The 18,792-nt window shown below is 68.0% G+C and carries 16 protein-coding genes; 7 read left to right on the top strand and 9 right to left on the bottom strand.

Translation table 11 applies throughout. The features are described from left to right. Positions 1 to 12: 12 nt before the first annotated feature. The 4 genes from greA to AC07WJ_RS30125 all read right to left on the bottom strand — a co-directional run bounded on the left by greA (position 13) and on the right by AC07WJ_RS30125 (position 7,399). A complete protein-coding gene (gene greA / locus AC07WJ_RS30140) occupies positions 13 to 492 on the bottom strand; it encodes a transcription elongation factor GreA (RefSeq protein ID WP_494938406.1) in 480 nt (159 codons plus the stop codon). A 130-nt stretch (positions 493 to 622) separates the two neighbouring features. Further along, positions 623 to 3,907 carry a PAS-domain containing protein gene (locus tag AC07WJ_RS30135; RefSeq protein ID WP_494938405.1) on the bottom strand — a complete coding sequence of 1,095 codons (3,285 nt, stop codon included), beginning with the start codon at positions 3,905 to 3,907 and terminating at the stop codon, positions 623 to 625. 171 nt (positions 3,908 to 4,078) lie between these two features. Next, a complete protein-coding gene (locus AC07WJ_RS30130) occupies positions 4,079 to 5,848 on the bottom strand; it encodes a sensor domain-containing diguanylate cyclase (RefSeq protein ID WP_494938404.1) in 1,770 nt (589 codons plus the stop codon). A 162-nt stretch (positions 5,849 to 6,010) separates the two neighbouring features. After that, complete coding sequence (locus AC07WJ_RS30125; RefSeq protein WP_494938403.1) at positions 6,011 to 7,399, bottom strand: aminotransferase-like domain-containing protein; 1,389 nt, start codon at positions 7,397 to 7,399, stop codon at positions 6,011 to 6,013. 147 nt (positions 7,400 to 7,546) lie between these two features. Here AC07WJ_RS30125 and AC07WJ_RS30120 point away from each other — a divergent pair, with 147 nt between their 5' ends. Next, the gene (locus AC07WJ_RS30120) at positions 7,547 to 7,936 is read left to right on the top strand and encodes a DUF983 domain-containing protein (protein ID WP_494938402.1); all 390 of its coding nucleotides are present in this window, start codon (positions 7,547 to 7,549) and stop codon (positions 7,934 to 7,936) included. A 51-nt stretch (positions 7,937 to 7,987) separates the two neighbouring features. Continuing rightward, the gene (locus tag AC07WJ_RS30115; RefSeq protein ID WP_494938401.1) at positions 7,988 to 8,932 is read left to right on the top strand and encodes an SLAC1 family transporter; all 945 of its coding nucleotides are present in this window, start codon (positions 7,988 to 7,990) and stop codon (positions 8,930 to 8,932) included. Positions 8,933 to 8,973: 41 nt separating this feature from the next. Here AC07WJ_RS30115 and AC07WJ_RS30110 read toward each other — a convergent pair whose 3' ends face one another. After that, positions 8,974 to 9,129 carry a hypothetical protein gene (locus tag AC07WJ_RS30110; protein ID WP_494938400.1) on the bottom strand — a complete coding sequence of 52 codons (156 nt, stop codon included), beginning with the start codon at positions 9,127 to 9,129 and terminating at the stop codon, positions 8,974 to 8,976. A gap of 205 nt (positions 9,130 to 9,334) precedes the next feature. Here AC07WJ_RS30110 and AC07WJ_RS30105 point away from each other — a divergent pair, with 205 nt between their 5' ends. Together AC07WJ_RS30105 and AC07WJ_RS30100 are read left to right on the top strand one after the other, a co-directional pair. Next, on the top strand, positions 9,335 to 10,495 hold the full coding sequence (locus tag AC07WJ_RS30105; RefSeq protein ID WP_494938399.1) for a lytic transglycosylase domain-containing protein: 1,161 nt from the start codon (positions 9,335 to 9,337) through the stop codon (positions 10,493 to 10,495). A gap of 196 nt (positions 10,496 to 10,691) precedes the next feature. Then, positions 10,692 to 11,822 (top strand): M20/M25/M40 family metallo-hydrolase, encoded by a 1,131-nt coding sequence (locus tag AC07WJ_RS30100; RefSeq protein ID WP_494938398.1) that lies wholly within the window; start codon positions 10,692 to 10,694, stop codon positions 11,820 to 11,822. 38 nt (positions 11,823 to 11,860) lie between these two features. Here AC07WJ_RS30100 and AC07WJ_RS30095 read toward each other — a convergent pair whose 3' ends face one another. Further along, positions 11,861 to 12,316: a hypothetical protein gene (locus AC07WJ_RS30095; protein WP_494938397.1), complete on the bottom strand. Its 456-nt coding sequence runs from the start codon at positions 12,314 to 12,316 to the stop codon at positions 11,861 to 11,863. A gap of 214 nt (positions 12,317 to 12,530) precedes the next feature. Between AC07WJ_RS30095 and AC07WJ_RS30090 the strand changes: the two genes are divergently transcribed. Together AC07WJ_RS30090 and AC07WJ_RS30085 are read left to right on the top strand one after the other, a co-directional pair. Continuing rightward, positions 12,531 to 12,929 (top strand): carboxymuconolactone decarboxylase family protein, encoded by a 399-nt coding sequence (locus AC07WJ_RS30090; protein ID WP_494938396.1) that lies wholly within the window; start codon positions 12,531 to 12,533, stop codon positions 12,927 to 12,929. Between the two features lie 221 nt (positions 12,930 to 13,150). Further along, the gene (locus tag AC07WJ_RS30085) at positions 13,151 to 14,698 is read left to right on the top strand and encodes a Do family serine endopeptidase (RefSeq protein ID WP_494938395.1); all 1,548 of its coding nucleotides are present in this window, start codon (positions 13,151 to 13,153) and stop codon (positions 14,696 to 14,698) included. 93 nt (positions 14,699 to 14,791) lie between these two features. Here AC07WJ_RS30085 and serB read toward each other — a convergent pair whose 3' ends face one another. Further along, positions 14,792 to 15,688: a phosphoserine phosphatase SerB gene (gene serB, locus AC07WJ_RS30080; RefSeq protein WP_494938394.1), complete on the bottom strand. Its 897-nt coding sequence runs from the start codon at positions 15,686 to 15,688 to the stop codon at positions 14,792 to 14,794. Between serB and miaA the strand changes: the two genes are divergently transcribed. Next, positions 15,680 to 16,627, top strand: a complete 948-nt coding sequence (gene miaA / locus AC07WJ_RS30075) for a tRNA (adenosine(37)-N6)-dimethylallyltransferase MiaA (protein WP_494938393.1) — start codon at positions 15,680 to 15,682, stop codon at positions 16,625 to 16,627. The genes serB and miaA overlap by 9 nt on opposite strands. Here miaA and AC07WJ_RS30070 read toward each other — a convergent pair. Together AC07WJ_RS30070 and AC07WJ_RS30065 are read right to left on the bottom strand one after the other, a co-directional pair. After that, positions 16,618 to 18,159, bottom strand: a complete 1,542-nt coding sequence (locus AC07WJ_RS30070) for a GGDEF domain-containing protein (RefSeq protein WP_494938392.1) — start codon at positions 18,157 to 18,159, stop codon at positions 16,618 to 16,620. The genes miaA and AC07WJ_RS30070 overlap by 10 nt on opposite strands. Positions 18,160 to 18,244: 85 nt before the next feature. Beyond that, complete coding sequence (locus tag AC07WJ_RS30065) at positions 18,245 to 18,784, bottom strand: hypothetical protein (RefSeq protein ID WP_494938391.1); 540 nt, start codon at positions 18,782 to 18,784, stop codon at positions 18,245 to 18,247. Between the last annotated feature and the right edge of the window lie 8 nt (positions 18,785 to 18,792).

Raw genomic sequence — 18,792 nt, 5'->3', positions numbered from 1 at the left:
ACGCATTCCCGCTCAGCCGATGGCGACGATCTCGACTTCACCGGCGCCGACGATCGCCGTGTCGCCGACACCCTTGCCCATCAGCGCGCGGGCGATCGGCGAAACGTGGGAGACGGTGCCCTTGGCCGGATCGGCTTCATCCTCGCCGACGATGCGGAAGGTCTGCCGCCGGCCGTCCTCGCGATCGAACGTGACACGGCCGCCGAAACCGACCGTGTCGGCCCCTGCCGGAGGCACGACCAGTTGGGCGCTGTTGCGCCGGGCAGCGTAGTAACGCAGGTCACGGCCGGCGCGAGCAAGTGCGGTGTCGTCGGGTGGCGCCTCGCCATTGCCCTGGGCGGCGACAACGGCGGCGCGCGCGGCGGCAAGGGCCGCGTCCAGGGCAGCAAGGCCTTCCGAGGTGACGAAATTGGGATGCGACGAGATCGGCCGGTCGGGCAGTTCAGCCTCGCCGCCGTCGCGTTCGTTTTCCTTGGTGAAGGCAACACTCATACCGGCAATGTCCCAGGGTCCGGGCTGAGAAGCGACGGAACACGCCGTTCTGGCTCCTAGCCACCCCCGGAATCTAGTCCAAACGCGATCGGGCGTCGACAATCTTGCCGCCCGGGCACGGACAAACCGATCACGCGGCGACCGCTTCGTGGAACAGCCTCTCGATCAGGTCCAGCGCATCGGCGGCCGGGCGCGGCGGACTGATCAGATAGCCCTGGATCTCGCTGCAGCCGCAGGCGCGCACGATGGCCAGTTGCTCCGGCGTCTCGACGCCCTCGGCGGTCGTCTCGATACGCAGGCTCGCGCCGAGGTCCGCCATGGCACGGACAATGGCGGCATTGTCCTTGTTGCGATCGAGATCGGCAATGAAGGAGCGATCGATCTTGATCTTGTCGAAGGGAAAGCTGCGCAGATAGCTGAGCGAGGAATAGCCGACGCCGAAATCGTCCATCGCAATGCGAATGCCGAGCGCCCTGAGCTCGTGCAGCATCGCGATGGTGACATCGTCGTTCTGCAGCAGCACCGCCTCGGTGATCTCCAGTTCGAGCCGGTGCGGCGGCAGGCCGGAGGCGGCCAGCGCATGCACGATCATGGCCACCAGGCCGCGGTTCTTGAACTGCACGGGCGACAGGTTGACCGCGACCTTGATCGGATCGGGCCAGCGCGCCGCCTCCATGCAGGCGCCGCGGAGAACCCACTCGCCGATCGGCAGGATCAGGCCGGTCTCCTCGGCCAGCGGAATGAACTCGGCCGGCGACACGCCGCCGCGTTGCGGGTGGGTCCAGCGGAGCAAGGCCTCGAAGCCGGACAAGGCCTCGCTGCTGGCGCGCACCTGCGGCTGGAATACCAGATGGAATTCGCCTGCCCCCAGCGCCTGGCGCAGGTCGAGCTCCAGCGCGCGCCGGGCCTGAATGCGCGCGCTCATGTCCGGCTCGAAGAAGCGGAACATGCCGCGTCCCTGGGATTTCGCCCGGTAGAGCGCGAGATCGGCGCATTTCATCAGATGGTCCGCCGCCAGGCCGTCTTGCGGCGCCACCGCGATGCCGATGCTCAGTCCGGTGTTGATCACTTGCCCGTCGATGACGAAGGGTTCGGCCATCAGCCCGATCAGACGGCGGGCGAGGCCTTCGGCATTGCGCGGTTGCGGCGGCCGCATGAGGATGGCGAATTCGTCGCCACCGAGCCTGGCGATCATGCCCTGCGGCCCGACCGCCAGCTCCAGCCGCTCCGAGACGGCGCGCAGAAGACGATCGCCGACCGGGTGGCCGAGCGTGTCGTTGACGCTCTTGAAGTGGTCAAGATCCAGGCAAAACACCGCCAGCGGCCCACCGCCCAGCTCGACCTCGGCCAGGCCTTCCGCCATCTTGTCGCGAAACAGCACGCGGTTCGGCAGGTCGGTCAGCGCGTCATGATGCGCCATGTGGGCGATGTGCTGTTCCGCCTTGTGCCGCTCGGTGACGTCCTCGTGGGTGGCGACCCAGCCGCCATGTTCCATCGGCTGATAGACGACCTTGAAGATCCGGCCATCGGCGAGCTGGCGGTGCGAGACGTAGTCGCCGGCCCTGAGGCGCTCGAAATAGCCCTTCAGCAACTCGTCGGCCGACATGCCCCGATAATTGCCGATCGCGACGCTGTGCTCGACGATCCCGCGCATGCTGATGCCGGGCCGGACCAGGTCCCGCGACAGGCCGTACATGTCGAGATAGCGCTGGTTGCAGACGATCAGGTTGAGCCGCTCGTCGAGCATGGACAGGCCGTGAGCCATGTTGTTGAGGGCCGCGTCGAAACGCCGATACTGCTCACGCAGCTCCTCGGCTGCCTGCTCGCGCTCCGAGATATCCTCGAACGTCGTGACCCAGCCGCCATTCGCCATCGGCCGGGACCGTATCGCCAGCACCCTGCCATCGGCGAGATGGCGGATCAGCATCGGGGTTCCCTTGTCGAGAAGCCGTGACTTGAAGTCGGCCATGACGACATCGGCGTCGTAATCGGGCCGATGGACCCCGTGGGAGACGCTGAGCCGCATCAGGTCGATCAGCGGCGTGCCGGGTTTGCAGCGGTCGGCATCAAGCCCGTAAAGCTCGAGATAGCGCCGGTTGCGCACCACCACGCGCAGGTCCTGGTCGAACACGCAGAGGCCCTGCGCCATGCTGTCCAGCGTTGCGTCGAACAGCAGGTTCTGCTCCCGCACCTCGGCAATCGCCATGGCGCGTTCGGCCTCGACCTGGCGCAACTCGGTGACATCCTCGAAGGTGCCGATCCAGCCGCCGTCGGGCAATGGGCAAATGGTGATCTCGATCCACCGGCCGTCGGCCATTTTCTGGTCGTAGGTCTTGGTCACGCGGTCGGCCATGGCGGCCAGCCGGCGCTCCACCAGTTCGTCGGCCGTCGCGCCGGGATAGATGCCGGTGGCCACGCCGTGCTCGAACACGGCGCGCAGACTGATGCCCGGCTTCACGACCGCCGGATCGGCCCGGAACATGCTGACATATTGCTCGTTGCAGACGGTCAGACGGTGCTGGCCGTCGAACATGCAAAGGGCCTGGGACATGTTGTTCAGGGCGGCGTCGAAGCGGCGATGCTGCTCGCGCAGCTCTTCCGCGGCATGCTCGCGCTCGGTGATATCCTCGCTCGTGATGACCCAGCCGCCGCCCGCCATGGGGCGGTTACGGATCGACAGGTAGCGGCCGTCGGCGAGCGGCCGCACGAAGTCGCAACGGCCGACCTCGATCAGCCGGCGGTGGGACTCGTCGTAAAGTTCCTGGCCGGTCATGCCGACATAGGTTCCCCGGGCGACGAAGTGCTGAAGCACGTCGTAGAGGCTGACACCCGGCTGCATGACGCGCGGATCGAGCCCGAAATGCTCGATATAATGGCTGTTGCAGACGATCAGCCGCTCGTCCGGGCCATACATGGCCAAGCCGTGCGCCATATTGCCCAGCGCCTGTTCGAAACGCGTCACCTGAAGGCGGTAGGCCTGCTCCAGCCGGTGGTGGGCGGTCACATCGGCATAGGTCGCGACCCAGCCGCCGGCGGCGACGGGGCGATAGTTGATGGCGATGATGCGGCCGTCGACAAGCTCCTGGCACTCATCGAAGGGCGCCCGCCGCGCCAGGCGCTCGGTGCGAGACCGCCAGACCGCATCGAAGGGTGCTCCGGCGAAATTGCCGCGGTCGGCGCTGTGCTTCAGGAGATCGCGCATGGCGATGCCGGGACGGACCACATCCGCCGCAAGGCCGAAAAGCTCGAGATAACGCCGATTGTGCAAGGCGAGGGTGAGCGCGGCGTCGAACACGCAAAGGCCATGGGTGATCGCGTCGAGCGCGGCTTCATGCAGGCCGAGCGCATCGGCCTGCCGGTCGCAACCGCGCTTCCCGGGCTCGTCGTCGCAAGCCTCCATTGTCTGCTCAGCCACCGTCGCCCGCCACCCTCAGCACCCCGATCGTGAAAACTAGAGGCAATTCCAAGAATTGCGGGTTAATTGCTGTGGTATAAATTGTCTGACCGTGGGGAAGTTTTCGTTCATGGTCCTTTGGACCGGGCCGCGGTACCTCGTCGGCGTCGATCCGGCGGCCCTGGAACCAGCCTAGTCGAGAACGGAGGGGGCGAGTTCCGTCGCGCCATGGCCTGCGGCGTTGAGCATCACGAAGCGGTTGCGGCCTGCCCGCTTGGCCGCGTAGAGCGCGCCGTCGGCCCGGGCCACCGCCGCATCCAGGCTCTCCGCGCCGGCCGGAAGGCAGGCCCCGATGGAAATGGTGATGTCGACCGGGCCGGCATCGCCGAGCGGCACCTGATCGCCGGAGATCGCGGCCAGCATCTTGGTGGCGATGCCGGACAGCGACGCCTGATTGCAATCGGCGATCAACACGATGAATTCATCGCCGCCCCAGCGGGCCGAGACGTCATAGTTTCTCAGCGTCGCGGAAATCCGCCGCGCCACCTCGATGATGATCCTGTCGCCGGCCTGATGGCCGAAGCCGTCATTGATTTCCTTGAAGCGATCGAGGTCGATGAGCAGCAGGCCAAGCTGCTTTGCTCCTCGCAGCGCCCGGTTCTGCTCCTGGCCATAGGCTTCGATGAAGCCACGCCGGTTGCAGATCCCGGTCAACGCGTCGAAATAGGCCAGCCGCTCGAGCTTTTCGGTGCGCTCGCGAACCATGGCCTCCAGCACATGGGTGTTGCTGCCGACCGATTTCGCCATGGCGCCGAAGACCCGCGACAGGCGACCGATTTCGTCATTGCCGCGATCGAGCGCCGGCACGACGAAATCGCCGCCCTCCACCTGCTGCATGGAGGTTTCGAGCCGGGCCAGGCGGTCGAGCACGCGGTTCTTGAACAACAGGCTCATCAGGCCGGCCGCCGCCGCCAGGATCGCAGCGAGCAGCAGCGCAATGGGCATGAACAGGCGCCGTTCGATGATCAGATCGACATCCATCAAGGTGACGTTGAACCAGCCGAGACGGTCGAGATACCCGACGCCGACCAGAAACTGCCGGCCGCCGATCGTCATGAAGCTCGACCGGACCAGCACGTCGTGACCGGCGACCTCGGCCATCATCTCGGCGATCCGCGTCCGGTCCGTCTCGGTGTCGAGCAACCGGAAAATCGTCTTCTTCGCCCGGATGTCCTTGGTCAGGCTGTGAAAATCGACCAGGCGCGGGTCCCGATGGGCCTGCACCGCCCCGCTGCGGTCGACGAAGATGCTCTGCACGCCGGTCTGCGGGATGTCGACGACTTCGCGAATGAACTGGCTGAGATCGACGCCGGTGCCGATGACGCCGAGGATGGTGGCGCCGCGGCGGATGATGCAGTTGATCCAGACCTTGGTGACGCTGAGATTGTCGTCATGGTCGACATTCAGGTGGCAGCCCGCCCCCAGGGCGACGGTCCGGTAATACCAGCCGTCCCGGGGCTTGTCCGGAGACAGGACATAGCGGTGCTGCCTGCCGGCGAAACTGTCGGCGGAATCGTTGAAGTAATAGTTGCCGGAGCCGTGGATCACGGCGAAATAACTGCGATCCTTGAATGACAGCCGGTAATGCTCGAGCTCGGCAAGGCCGCGCGCCTCCTTCTCGGGCGACGCCTCGTCGGCGGCCCAGTCCAGAATGGCCGGTGCACGCGCCAGGGTCTCGGCCAGCGACACCTCGCGCATCAGCGATTCCAGGCCGCGATAGCGATCGAACAGGATCTGCTTTTCGGCGAACAACGTGCCGAGCTTCACCACCGTGGTGTCGACGATCCACAGAAATGCGACCGAGGCGGGCACGGCAACCGCGACCATCACGCCGAAAGTAAAGATCAGGAAGCGCGCGCGCAGACCGCTCGGGAAGGCAAGCCGAAGCCCGGGAAACGTCATGTCCAAAGCATCCTCGGACGGCCGGCGAGGACCGCGCGCTGTTCACCGCGCAAAACCTAGAGAGCTATGGTTGACACTTGGTATATATTGACTGGCTGCGGCTACTGAAAACCGGCCCGAGGCGTCCATGTCATCGGCGGCGCCAGGATGGCCGTTGGATTTCTAGACGAAAGCCGCCGGTGGCTTGCCCGCTCCGCTCAGCAATGCATCGATCAGGCGCGCAGCCCGGCCGAGGGCGCCCAGATCGGCAAGACTGCCGAGCGACAATCTGACGGCATTGGGCGGCCTGTCGGTTACCGCGAAGGCCTCGCTCGAGACCGCGGCCAAGCCCTCCTGGCGCAATGCGGCCGAAAAGGCACCGCTGTCCCAGCGCTCCGGCAATCGCAGCCAGGCATGTGGCGCATCCGGATCGCTGGCGAGTTCGTGGCCTGCCAGCGCTTCCGCCATGATCTCCTGGCGCGCGCCATTTTCGCGGCGCATGGCGCTGACGATCTCGGCAAGCGAGCCGTCCCTGATCCAGAGCGAGGCGAGAGCCGCGTTCAATGGCGGGGCCATCACGCAGGCGGCGTGAACCTCGGCGCCCAGTCTGAGGCCGTCGCCGGTGCCGGGCACGGCGACATAGGCCACCCGCAGCGCCGGCGACACGCTCTTGGCGAGCGAGGCGATGTGCCAGGTTCGGTCGGGGGCGAAATGGGCGATGGCCGGGATCGGCTCGCCCCGCAGGTCGCCATAGGCATCGTCTTCGATAATCCAGAGGCCATGTCGCCGGGCGACCTCGCCAAGCGCGGCACGGCGCTCGATGTCGATCGTCAGCGTGGTTGGATTGTCCATGGTCGGCACGCAATAGAGCGCCTTGGGCCGATATCTCCTGCACAGCGCATCGAGACGGTCCGGGTCGAGGCCGGAGGCATCGCCTGCCAGGGGAACGAGGCCGAGGCCGCGCCTTTCCGCCACCGCTTTCATGCCCGGAAAGGTCAGTTCCCCCGTGATCACCGCGTCGCCGGGCTCGAGCAGCAGCCGGCAGAGCGAGGCGAGCGCATTCTGCGCTCCGGCCGCGACGACGATCCGGTCTTCGGCAATCTCGCCGAGACGGGGCTTCAGCCATTCCGCCCCGGCGATACGATCCGGCAGTGCGCCGCCGGCCTGCTGGTACTGCAGGCGTTCGGCGGCGTCGGGCGCCTGCAGGACCGCGCGAAACCCCTCATTGAAACGGTCGGCGAGATGCAGGCGCGCGGGCGTCGGCGGCAGATTCATCCGCCAATCGACCGCCACCGGTCCGAGCGGCGGCATGTCACGCCGCTCCGGCAGCGGCCCGCGCACGAAACTGCCGCGCCGGCCATTGGCCTCAATCAGGCCCTTCCGGCGTGCTTCATTAAAGGCACGGGTGACGGTGGTCAGATCGACCCCGATCAGCCTGGCGAGTTCGCGTTGCGGCGGCAGGCTGTCGCCCGGCCTGAGCCGTCCCGAACCAATATCGGCAGCCAGCGCCGCCGCAATCGCGAGATATTTCGGCCCGCTGCCCGCGCCGAGGTCCGGTACCCACTGCGTCATCCCCTGCCTCGCTGCCGAACACCTTGACATTGTATGCAGACATATTACATGCACGAAGATCGAAAGCAAGGTTATGTATGGAATTAATCCATACACAGATCACGGGTCGACGAAGGCACAGCCTCCAGGCGACCGGAAAGGTCCATCATGTCAGACCCGCATTGGCCTGCACTCTCGCCGTTCCAGACCGGCGTCAGGGGCCGCTGCCCCCGCTGTGGCGAAGGCCATCTCTTCGACGGCTTCCTGAAGCTTCGGCCGAACTGCGAGGTCTGCGGCCTCGACTACAGCTTTGCCGACCCGGCCGACGGCCCGGCCTTCTTCGTCATGATGTTCGCCTGCGTGCCGGTGGTGATCCTGGCGCTCTGGCTGGAGGTGAAATACCAGGCGCCGCTCTGGGTGCATCTGGTGACCACCTTGCCGTTCGGACTGGCCACCTGCATTCCACCGCTCCGCCCGCTGAAGGGCTGGCTGGTCGCCTCGCAATTCTATTTCAAGGCGGAGGAAGGCCGGCTCGTCCGCAAGGATGAACTGATCTAACCTGACATCCCAGCCCGGTCGATCGAAGGGACTGCCTCAGACATGCGCCCCATGCTGTTTGGAATGGTCCTTGGTATCGGTGGTCTCGGCAACGGCTGGCGGGTCGCCACCCGGCTGTGGGGGGCGCCAGCCTTCATCGGCGAGGTGCTGGCTATCGCCGCGGCGCTGATCTGGCTCGGTCTCGCCATCGCCTATGCCCGGCGCTGGGTGACCGCGCCCGGCGCCGCGCTCGCCGATGTGATGCACCCGGCCCAGGGCATGCTCGCCTCGCTGATTCCGGTGTCGACCCTGATCGCCAGCATGGCGCTGGCGCCGCATCTGCCGGTCATTGCCTGGCTCTTGTTCCTCGCCGGTCTCGCCGGCGTGCTCGGCTTCGCGGTCTGGAGCATCGGCGCACTCTGGCAGGGCGGGCGCGTGGTCGAGGACACGACGCCCGTGCTCTACATGCCGACCGTCGGCGGCGGCCTGGTCGCGGCGCTGGCGGCCGGCACCTTCGGCCAGCAGGACACCGGCTGGCTGTTCTTCGGCCTCGGGCTCCTGTCGTTTCTCGCGATGGAACCGGTCATCATCAAGCGCCTGCTGCTGGCCACCCTGCCATCGGGGCAGCGCGCCACGCTGGGCGTGCATATCGCACCCGCGGCGGTCGGCAGCGTCGCGCTGATGGCCCTGACCGACCAGCCCGGCGCCACGCCGCTGGCGCTCATGCTGTTTGGTTATGCCTGTTTCCAGGCCTTGGTTTTGCTGCGGCTGACGCCGTGGCTGCGCGAGCAGCCTTTCGGCCCCTCGGCCTGGGCCTATACCTTCGGCATTTCCGCCCTGCCGCTGGCCGCGCTTCGGCTGGTCGAGCGCGGCGCCGGCGCGCCGGTCACCGTCCTGGCGCCATTGCTGTTCCTCGCCGCCAACCTGATCATCGGCTGGATCGCCCTTCGCACCTTGTGGAATCTCGGCACGCAACTGAGGACTTTGCCGGGACGGGCCGCCGGCCCACGACGGTGACCGGAAGCATCGCCCCCCTGCCGCGTCCCGCCGCGATTGCTTCAAACTTTCGTGACGGGGCCCATGATGGCGCCGATCATCGCCAGGGACACCGCACTGGAAATGCCGGCTTCCACTGCCGAGGGGACGCCCGTCGCGCCGATCGGCGACCGCAGGCGGGCCTGACCAGCGGCGACCGTCGCGAATTCGGCCGGCATCGGGACAAAAACGTGTCGCGACCTCGTGCTCGACCCTATTCTTGCCACGCGAACCGGGTTCCTCTCCGCGCGCGAATGCCCATAGTGGCGCTGCGAAATGGCCTGCGGTAATATTTCAATCATGCGATCCGGTATGCGTTCTTTCCTGCTCGCGAGCGTCGGCGCCGCGTCAGCTGTGGTGTTGGGGGCGGTCCTGGGCACAGCCTTGACCGTATCGTCGGCCCACGCCCAGCTCGATCTGTCGCCGCCGGCCCCCACCCCGGTCGCGCCCGCGGCCACTCCGGCGCGCCGCGCCGCGCCGCGACCATCGAGGCCGGTCGCCCGGGCGCCGCATGTGGCGCCCTTGCCGCTGCCAAGACCCGACGCAGCGGGCGAAGCCACCCCCGCCGAGGCCGCCGCGCCGGCGACCGAGGCCGCGAGCGCGCCGGCGTCCGTGCCGCCAGCAAGCCCGCCGCCGGTCGAGCCGGCATCCGGCAGCCCCGTTCCGCCCCCCGCACCGGCGCCCGCCCTTGCCGGAGACAGCCGGCCGGCCGAAGCACCTGCCGGACCGGCCCTGGCCGTACCGGCCAACCGCATCGACGAGGCATTCCAGGCCACCGCCGCCGCCCAGGCCGAAGCCGCGCCCATCCCGGAATCGCCGCCGTCACTGCCGCATGCGCCGCTGCCGGCGGCGCGCCCCGCGGAAATCGCGGCCGCCGCGACGGACACACCGGCCAGCGCTCCGGCCGAGGCGCCGCCGCCCAGCGCGCCGCGGCTGGCACCGCCCTTTGCCGAAGCACCGGCGCGGCGCGTCGAAGGCCGGGCCTTTTCCGAGCAGCGCTATCCGGTCGGCCGAGACGCCCACCTGGCGACGATCAGGAAATTTGCCGAAGCGAGCCGCGTGCCGATCGACCTCGCCGACGCGGTCGCCACCATCGAAAGCGCCTACGATCCCCAGGCGGTCGGCAGCGCCGACGAAATCGGCATCATGCAGGTGCGCTCGACCATCGCCCGCGAGCAGGGGTTCGAGGGCACGGTCCAGGAGCTGTTCGAGCCGGAGACCAATATCCGCCTCGGTGTCGGCTATCTGGCCGGCGCCTGGGAGCGCTCGGGCGGCAATGTCTGCCAGGCCCTGATGAAATACCGCGTCGGCTGGGACGAGACACGGATCAGCCCGCTCTCGGCGGAATATTGCCGCCGCGCCCTGATCTACCTGAACGCGATCGGCTCGCCGCTGGCCCGCGGCCTGGCGGCGCCGCCCAGCCTCAACGGCGTGGCCGGCGCCGGCGTCGGCCGCGGTACGTTCAACTGGACGGATCACGATGGCCGGCTGCGCCAGATCGACCAGCGCTTCGGCGGCGAGAATTTCGGCATCATAGCTCGGTAGCGGCAACACGCGTAGACGCTCCGCGACAAACCGCTCTAGGCTCGGGGCGCGCCGGATCCCGATGCCGGGACCGGAGGCTGGAGCATGGCGCCGCCGCATCGAGGCGGCCGCCTGATCCATATCGTCGTTCCCCCGCATTCTTCCGTGTCGCATCACCTCCAGGGCGCCGGAACGATGCTCGTGCCAGGAGCCTTGCATGCCCGTCACCACCGATGTCGAAGCCGTCATCGCCGATATCATCCGCTGGGCCTCGATCGAGAGCCCCACCTATGACGCGGCCGCGGTCAACCGCATGCTCGACGAGGGCGCGCGCGACCTGACGGGCATGGGTTTCCGCATCGAGCGCCAGCCGGGCACGATGGGTTTCGCCGACGTGGTGATCGGCCGGCTCGACGGCCACGAGCCGGGGCCCGGCCTCCTGGTCCTCGCCCATGTCGACACGGTTCATGCGGTCGGCAGCCTGGCGGGTCCCTTGCCGATCCGGCGCGACGGCGACCGGCTCTACGGGCCCGGCGTCACCGACATGAAGGGCGGCACGGTGCTGACGCTGCATGTGCTCGGCAAGCTGATCGCGGCCAAGGGCGGCAAGCTGAGGCGCTCGGTCACGGTGGTGCTGATCCCCGATGAGGAGGTCGGCAGCCCGTCCTCGCGCGCGACCATCGAGGCCGAGGCCCGCAAGGCCGCCCATGTGCTGGTGCCGGAGCCCGGGCGCGAGCATGTCTGCGTCTCCGGCCGCCATGCCGTACTGCGCTACAACATCCATGTCCACGGCAAGCCCTCCCATGCCGGCGCAGCCATTGGCCGCGGCGTCAGCGCCATCAGGGCCATGGCGCGGATCATCGAGACGGTGGAGGACTGGTCGGACTACGAGCGTGGCCAGACCTTCGCGGTCGGCCGGGTCAATGCCGGCACCTGGGTCAATGTCGTGCCGGTGATCTGCTCGGCCGAGGTGCTGTGCGTCGCCGCCACCCCCGACGACGTCGCCGACATCGATGTCAGGCTGAGAACGCTCCGAGCCCCCTTCCCCGGCACCAGCGTGACCATCGAGGCAGGTCCGGTCCGGCCGCTCTTCGTCGCCTCCGAAGGCACCATGGCGCTCTACGCCAAGGCCAAGGCGATCGCCGACCGCCACGGCTTCCCGATCGACCACATGCAGTCGGGCGGCGGTTCGGACGGCAACTTCACCGGCGCGCTGGGCGTGCCGACCCTGGATGGCCTCGGCGTCTGGGGCGGCGGCATCCACACCAAGGAGGAATATTGCGACATCCGCTCGATCGTGCCGCGCGGCACGATCCTCGCCGGCCTGATCGAAGATCTGGCCGGCTGACGGACGAGCGCACGGCGCCGGCGGCTCAGGCCGCCGGTTCAGTCGCCGTCGAGCAGCTCGATGCGGATAACGGCCAGGCATCCACCGGTCCGCGCGAAGACAAGGCGCCGGAGATAGAGATTGTTGTGCAGGATGCCGGAGGGACCGAAGCTGCAACTCAGGCTGCCGCATTCCATGGTCTCCAGCACGCCACGCTGGTGCGCCGCCCGGCGCGGTTCGGAGGCTTCCGCCCGGGCCAGCCGCTGCTCGACGTCGGCGAACGGCACGGTGACCGAGAAGGTCAGGTCATCGGCCAGCGAATGCTCGACATGGATGGTGACCGGCCGCACGGGCAGCCGAGGCGCCAGTTGATCCAGCGTCCGGGCGACGAAGTGGCTCGCAACATCCCGCCCGAGCTGCCCGGCATCCGAATAGGCGCAGGTGGCCGCCCGCAGATCGGCGAGCGCGCCGGAGGCGAGGCACAGGGCAGCGGTCAGGGCAGTACGTGCGAGCATCCGTCAGATCCATTGATTGACCAGGAGCCGGAAGGCATCGGTCGATATCCCTTGGTCGCGACTCACCCCGGACGAGGTTCAGGATATGGAATCTTTTCTTTCCGACGCCGGACCTCACCGGTGCGGTCGCAAGCCACCGCGTCGCTTGCGGCAAGTGTAGCCTCCACACCCAGCCCCAGACGCCGCGCGGGAGCGGCAAGAACCGGAGACCCCCATGTCGACCATGGTCCTGCTCGCCGACGACCAACTGCCCCCCGAGGCCGCGGCTGTCTTCGCCGACATCCGCGCCGTCAGAGGCACCGACTTCATCAACAATTTCTGGCGCGCCCTGGCGCATGACCCGGCGACCCTGAAGCGCACCTGGGAGAGCATCAAGCAGGTGATGGCGCCGGGCGCGCTCGACCCGCTGACCAAGGAAATGATCTATGTGGCGGTCTCCATCGCCAATTCCTGTGAATATTGCATCCGTTCGCATTCGGCCGCGGCGCGCGCCAAGGGCATGACCGACCAGCAGTTCATGGAACTTCTGGCCGTTGTCGGCATGGCGAGCGAGACCAACCGCCTGGCGACCGGCCTGCAAGTGCCGGTCGACGATGTCTTCCGCGGCCGCTGAAACCGGCGCGAGGGCCGGCTTCTCAAGCAGCTGTGAAGAGCGCGACGGCGTGCCGCGACCACAAGCCTCCTTTCGCCGGTCGCCAATTCGCCCCATTTCGTGGTTGAGTAGGAACCGACGACATTCCGTCGAAACACGACGGGTGTTCCTTCCGAGGCCACGATCATACATTCGGCCGGCTCCAGGGCCGACGGATCGGGGTGATTTCACGGGGATCCGCCATGGCGCGCACTAAGTCTTCCATCCTTCGGCTTCGCGGCGGCATCGCCGCGGCAGCGCTCGCGCTGACGCTCGGCGTGCCGCTGTCACTGACACCGGCCCTGGCGCCACCGGCCGAGGCCCGCGCCGCCATCGACGTTTCCGATCTGGCCGAACGGGTCATCGACGCCGTCGTCAACATTTCGACCCAGACGCGCGTCGACACCGCCGCCGCCCGCCCGCCAGGCGCCAATCCGGGCAACCCGGGCAACCGTGACGGCGCACGCCCGGGCCCCGGCACACCGTTCGACGAATTGTTCGACGAATTCTTCCGTCGCCGTGGCGAGGCGGCTCCCGGTGCCCCCGGCCAGCCGCAGCAGCCGCAGCGCCGCCAGTCCTCCCTCGGCTCCGGCTTCGTCGTCGACCCCTCCGGCATCATCATCACCAACAACCACGTGATCGACGGTGCCGACGAGGTTACCGTGATCTTCAATGACGGCACCCGGCTGAAAGCCGAGATCGTCGGCCGCGACCGCGAAGTCGACATCGCCGTGCTCAGGGTGAAACCCGAGCGGCCGCTGAAGGCGGTGCCCTTCGCCGATTCCGACAGGATCCGCATTGGCGAGCCGGTGATGGCGATCGGCAACCCGCTCGGCCTCGGCGGCACGGTGACTGCCGGCATCGTCTCGGCCAAGAACCGCGACATCCAGTCCGGCCCCTTCGACAACTACATCCAGACCGACGCGGCCATCAATCGCGGCAATTCCGGCGGCCCGCTGTTCAACATGGCCGGCGAAGTGATCGGCATCAACACGGCGATCTTCTCGCAGTCGGGCGGCAATATCGGCATCGCCTTCGCGGTGCCGGCCAATACCGCCAAGCCGGTGGTCGACCAATTGCGCGAGTTCGGCGAAACCCGCCGCGGCTGGCTCGGCGTGCGCATCCAGGAGGTCACCGACGAGATCGCCGAAAGCCTCAACCTGCGTGGCTCGCGCGGGGCGCTGATCGCCGGCGTCGAGCCGAACGGCCCGGCCGGCCCGGCCGGTCTGCGCACCGGCGACGTGGTCTTGCGCTTCGACGGCAAGGAAGTGCGCTCGTCGCGGGAGTTGCCGCGCATCGTCTCCGAGACGCCGGTCGGCAAGGCCGTTCCCGTCGTGGTCATGCGCGCCGGCAAGGAAGAAACGCTGACCGTCACGCTCGGTCGCCGCGAGGGCAATATCCAGCAGGCCTCCGCCGGTCGCCAACCGACCGAACGGCCGCGTGAAAATCCGGTCGTCTCGGCGCTCGGACTGCAGCTGTCCGGCGTAACCGCCGAGCTACGCCAGCGCTACCGGCTGCGCGACGATGCTCGTGGCGTGATCGTGACCCAGGTCGATCCCAATTCGCGGGCGGCCGAACGGCGCGTTCAGGCCGGCGACCTGATCCTCGAAGTGCAGAACGAGGCGGTCAATTCGCCTGCCGAGGTGACCCGCCGGATCGATGCGCTGAAGGCGGAAGGCCGCAATTCCGCGCTGTTCCTCATCGCCAATGCGGAGGGTGATCGCCGCTTCGTGGCGCTGAACCTGCGCTGACGGCAACGGGCGGGCGCCAGGCCCGCCCCTGTTCAGACCAAAAAGGCGGGCTCATCACCCGCCTTTTCTTTTTGGCGGCGACGGCGGGGGGTCTCAGGCGGCGAAGTCGCTCCGCCGGTAGCCCTGGGCATAAAGCAAGGCGGTGAGGTCGCCATGGTCGATCCGGGCGGCGGCCGCCTCGGCGACTTTCGGCTTGGCCTTGAAGGCGACACCGAGACCGGCTTCGCCGATCATGGCGAGATCGTTGGCGCCGTCACCGACCGCCAGCGTCTCGGCCTTGGCGAGGCCGAAGCGGTCACGCAATTCGATCAGCGTCGCCAGCTTGGCCTCGCGCCCGAGGATCGGCTCCTCGACCCGGCCGGCGAAGGCGCCATCCTCGACCACCAGCAGATTGGAGCGGTGTTCGTCGAAACCGAGCATGGCATGGACCGGCCCGGTGAACAGCGTGAAGCCGCCCGAGACCAGCGCGGTATAGGTGCCGTTCGCCCGCATGGTCCGGACGAGTTCGCGTCCGCCCGGCGTCAAGGTGATGCGCTTGTCGATCACCTCGTCGACGACACCCGCCGGCAGGCCCTTCAGCAAAGCGACACGTTCGCGCAGCGCCGGCTCGAAATCGATCTCGCCGCGCATGGCGCGCTCGGTGATCTCGGCGACATGGGCCTTCATGCCGACCATGTCGGCGAGTTCGTCAATGCATTCCTGGCCGATCATGGTCGAATCCATGTCGGCAAGAAACAGCCGCTTCCGCCGTGTCGCCTCATCCTGCACGAAGACGTCGACCGGCGCGCCGGCCAGCACCGCCCGGACCCGCTCCGCCACGGCACGGTTGTCGATCGCGCCCGTCGGTGCGAAAGGGATGTCGGCGGCGATGCCGGAATCAAGCGTCACGGCAGGGCCGGCGCCGGGCAAGGCGGTCGCGACGGCCTGGACGACCGCCGACGTGACGGCCGGACGGGCCGGGTTCGAAGCAAGGGTGACGACGTGGGTCAAGCCGCAGGTCCTGCGAAACGGGGTAAAGCGAAGGCCGTCCTCATCGCAGGTCCGACCGCCAGCGGCAAGTCGGCGCTGGCCTTGGCGCTGGCCGAACGCTTCGGCGGCGTGGTCATCAATGCCGATTCCATGCAGGTCTATCGCGACCTCCAGGTCATCACCGCACGCCCGAGCGCGGCGGAAACGGCCGCGGCGCCGCACCGGCTCTACGGCACCGTCGACGGCCAGGTGAACTTCTCGGTCGCCCGCTGGATCGAGGCCGCGCTCGCCGAGATCGCAACGGCGGAGGCCGCTGGTCTCCTGCCCATCCTGATCGGTGGTACCGGCCTCTATTTCAAGGCTCTGACCCAGGGCATTTCGGACATTCCGCCGGTGCCCGACGAGATCCGCCAGAGGCTGCGATCGGAGGCCGAGGGCGTGCCCGCCCCGGTGCTGCATCAACGGCTCGCGGCGCTCGACCCCGCCACCGCCGCAAAGCTCCGGCCGAACGACCCGCAGCGAACCTTGCGGGCGCTGGAGGTGTTCGTCGCCACCGGCCGGCCGCTCCTTGACTGGCAACAGGACGGCCGCGGCGCGCCCGCCTTGCCCGTCGAGCAATGCGCCGCACTGTTTCTGAGCGTCGAGCGCGAGCCGTTGCGCCGGCGCATCGACGAGCGCTTCGTCGCGATGATGGCGAACGGCGCGCTCGATGAGGTCGCCCGGCTGGCCTCCCGCCGGCTCGACCCGGCGCTGCCGGTCATGCGCGCCCATGGCGTGCCCGGGCTGATCGCCCATCTCAACGGGCAGATGTCGCTCGCCGACGCAGTCGCCAAAGGCCAGAAGGATACCCGCGCCTATGCCAAGCGCCAGGAGACCTGGTTTCGCCACCAAATGGCCGGTTTCGCTGCGCGAGCTCCGGACGAGGCACTCGCCGCGCTGACGGCCAGACTTCAGGCCTGAACGTCGGGCGCCTTGCGCCGGGGCCGGGTGCCGCGCCGGGCATGCGGCGCGAACGCGACCACATCGGCGGTCGGCGCCAGCCCGATATCCGCCTCGATGGTCAGTCCCGACCAATGGCCGTCGTCGATCAGCACGACATTGCGGCCGGCCGCCTTGGCCCGGTAGAGCGCATGATCGGCGCGCGACAGCAGCCGGTCGAGCGTCTCGCGCCCGTCCCAGGCTGCGATGCCGAACGAGCCGGTGCAGCGGATCGTCCGCCCCTCGTGCGGGATCTCCGAACCGGCCAGGGCCATCCGGACGCGCTCCGCGGCCGCCACCGCCTCGTCGATGCCGGCATAGGGCAGCACCACGACGAATTCCTCGCCGCCGAGCCGGCCGACCATATCGACATCCTCGCGCAGGCCATGGGCAAGGATCAGCCCCACCTGCTTCAGGACGGCATCGCCACCGGCATGGCCGAAGGTGTCGTTGACCGCCTTGAAATGATCGAGATCGAGCAGGAGGACCGAAACGGCATGGGCGTAGCGCTCGGCGAGCGACAGGGCCTTCTGCAGGCCTTCGGTCAGGGCCCGCCGGTTGAGCGAGCCGGTCAAGGGATCGATCGCCGCGAGCCGGTTGAGCTCGGTCTCCAGGGCCTGGCGCCGGGCGATCTCGGATTTCAGGGCCTGGTTGGCGGCGGCGAATTCGAGCCGCTTCAGCTCGGCCGCGTCCTCCGCCTGCTTGCGCGCGGTGATGTCGGCAAAGGTGATCATGAAACCGTCGCCGAGCGGAGCGACGGCCGCCTCGAACCAGCCGTCGATCCCGTCGTGACGGTAGGAGACGGTGAATTCGGCGGCTTCGCGCGTCTCAGCGACCACGATGCAGCGATCCCAGATGCCGGTCTCGACGACGCCGGGAAAGGCCTCGATCAGTTGGCAGTCGACAAGGTCCTCGACCGGCCGGCCGAGGAATTGCGACGCCCGGCGATTGGCGGCGATCACGTCGCCGTCGGTCGGCCGGCCGGCCGGCCCGCGGCGCAGGCGCACTGCCAGGATGCCGTCGAGCGAAGCGTCGAGGATCGCGCTCAGCAGGTCGTCGCGGAATTCGCGCGCCTTACTGTAGACCACGATGACATCCGATCCGTCGCTGTCGCGACAGGGCAGCAGCAGCCGCTCCCAGAGATGAACCTCGGACGACGGACCGCCGCGATGGAGCGTGAACAGGGCCTTCTTCTCGGCCAGCACGCGCGCATAGACCTCGCGGAAAAACGCGCCGGTCGCGCCCTTGACGTCGCTGGTGCGCCGTCCGGTCATGTCGAGCCCGACGGCCGCCCGGATCGCCGCGCCCTGATGGACACAGACGTAATCGTCGTCGCCGAGCGGCACCAGGATGATCAGGTCCTGCGCGTCGGGGCCGAGCTGCACCGGATCGAACGGGTCGAACGGCACATGGCCGTAGCGCGCGTGCAATTCCTTCCAGGCCGCGAGCAGACGCGGAATGGCCGGCGCGTGCGCCCGCTCCTCGATGCCTGTCTCGTGCGTCTCGCGATACATGGATCTTGTTATTCCCTTACGTCATCTTGACCTGCTCGTTTTAAAGGCAGGTAAACAGACACCACGTAAGGCGAATGGGCGGCGGTCAGGCCCGCGAAGGCGCTTCCCGGAAGCTCGGCACATCCAGCGGCCGGCCATCCGCGTCGGCGATGGCGACAAAGTCGCGCGCCAGGACCTCGCTGAAGATGAATGCGTCGCGAACCACCATCTGGCGGCCGCGGTCGGTGATGAACACCGCCAGGCCGGCAGCAATCTCGGCCTTCAGGAGATCGACGACGGCGCTCGCCTTCCACGATTGCGGACGCGCCGGATCGACGAACAGGAAAATGACCTTCTCCACGGGATCGCGATGGAAATAGGCGCCACAATCAAGCGGATGGGGGATCTTGTTGCGGTCCGGGCTGTCGACCAGGCGCGCCGCCAGGTAGGCACAGGAATAGGCCAGGCACGCGCCCGGCCGTTCCGGCTGGCCGAAGATCGAACAGCCGCCATGGGCGATATGGCGGCAGGGACGATAGGCTGGTTTGTCGAGTGCCAGGATCTCCGGCAGCGTGCAGCAATAGGTGCAGGTGCGGCAGAAGGAGACACGCTCGCCGGCCTCTCTGCGCCGCTTGGCCTGGCCCATAGCAGCCC

The organism is Phreatobacter sp. GW821-FHT04C01 (genome assembly GCF_059420385.1).
The sequence above is the reverse complement of the archived record's forward strand: the minus strand, read 5'-3'. Positions and strand labels throughout refer to the sequence as shown.

Coding starts and splice junctions, on each gene's coding strand:
- AC07WJ_RS30065 (WP_494938391.1), bottom strand. CDS start 18,784: ATGGGCCAGGCCAAGCGGCGCAGAGAGGCCGGCGAGCGTGTCTCCTTC.
- AC07WJ_RS30070 (WP_494938392.1), bottom strand. CDS start 18,159: ATGTATCGCGAGACGCACGAGACAGGCATCGAGGAGCGGGCGCACGCG.
- AC07WJ_RS30120 (WP_494938402.1), top strand. CDS start 7,547: ATGTCAGACCCGCATTGGCCTGCACTCTCGCCGTTCCAGACCGGCGTC.
- AC07WJ_RS30110 (WP_494938400.1), bottom strand. CDS start 9,129: ATGCCGGCCGAATTCGCGACGGTCGCCGCTGGTCAGGCCCGCCTGCGG.
- AC07WJ_RS30115 (WP_494938401.1), top strand. CDS start 7,988: ATGCTGTTTGGAATGGTCCTTGGTATCGGTGGTCTCGGCAACGGCTGG.
- AC07WJ_RS30130 (WP_494938404.1), bottom strand. CDS start 5,848: ATGACGTTTCCCGGGCTTCGGCTTGCCTTCCCGAGCGGTCTGCGCGCG.
- AC07WJ_RS30095 (WP_494938397.1), bottom strand. CDS start 12,316: ATGCTCGCACGTACTGCCCTGACCGCTGCCCTGTGCCTCGCCTCCGGC.
- AC07WJ_RS30090 (WP_494938396.1), top strand. CDS start 12,531: ATGTCGACCATGGTCCTGCTCGCCGACGACCAACTGCCCCCCGAGGCC.
- AC07WJ_RS30125 (WP_494938403.1), bottom strand. CDS start 7,399: ATGACGCAGTGGGTACCGGACCTCGGCGCGGGCAGCGGGCCGAAATAT.
- AC07WJ_RS30085 (WP_494938395.1), top strand. CDS start 13,151: ATGGCGCGCACTAAGTCTTCCATCCTTCGGCTTCGCGGCGGCATCGCC.
- AC07WJ_RS30100 (WP_494938398.1), top strand. CDS start 10,692: ATGCCCGTCACCACCGATGTCGAAGCCGTCATCGCCGATATCATCCGC.
- greA (WP_494938406.1), bottom strand. CDS start 492: ATGAGTGTTGCCTTCACCAAGGAAAACGAACGCGACGGCGGCGAGGCT.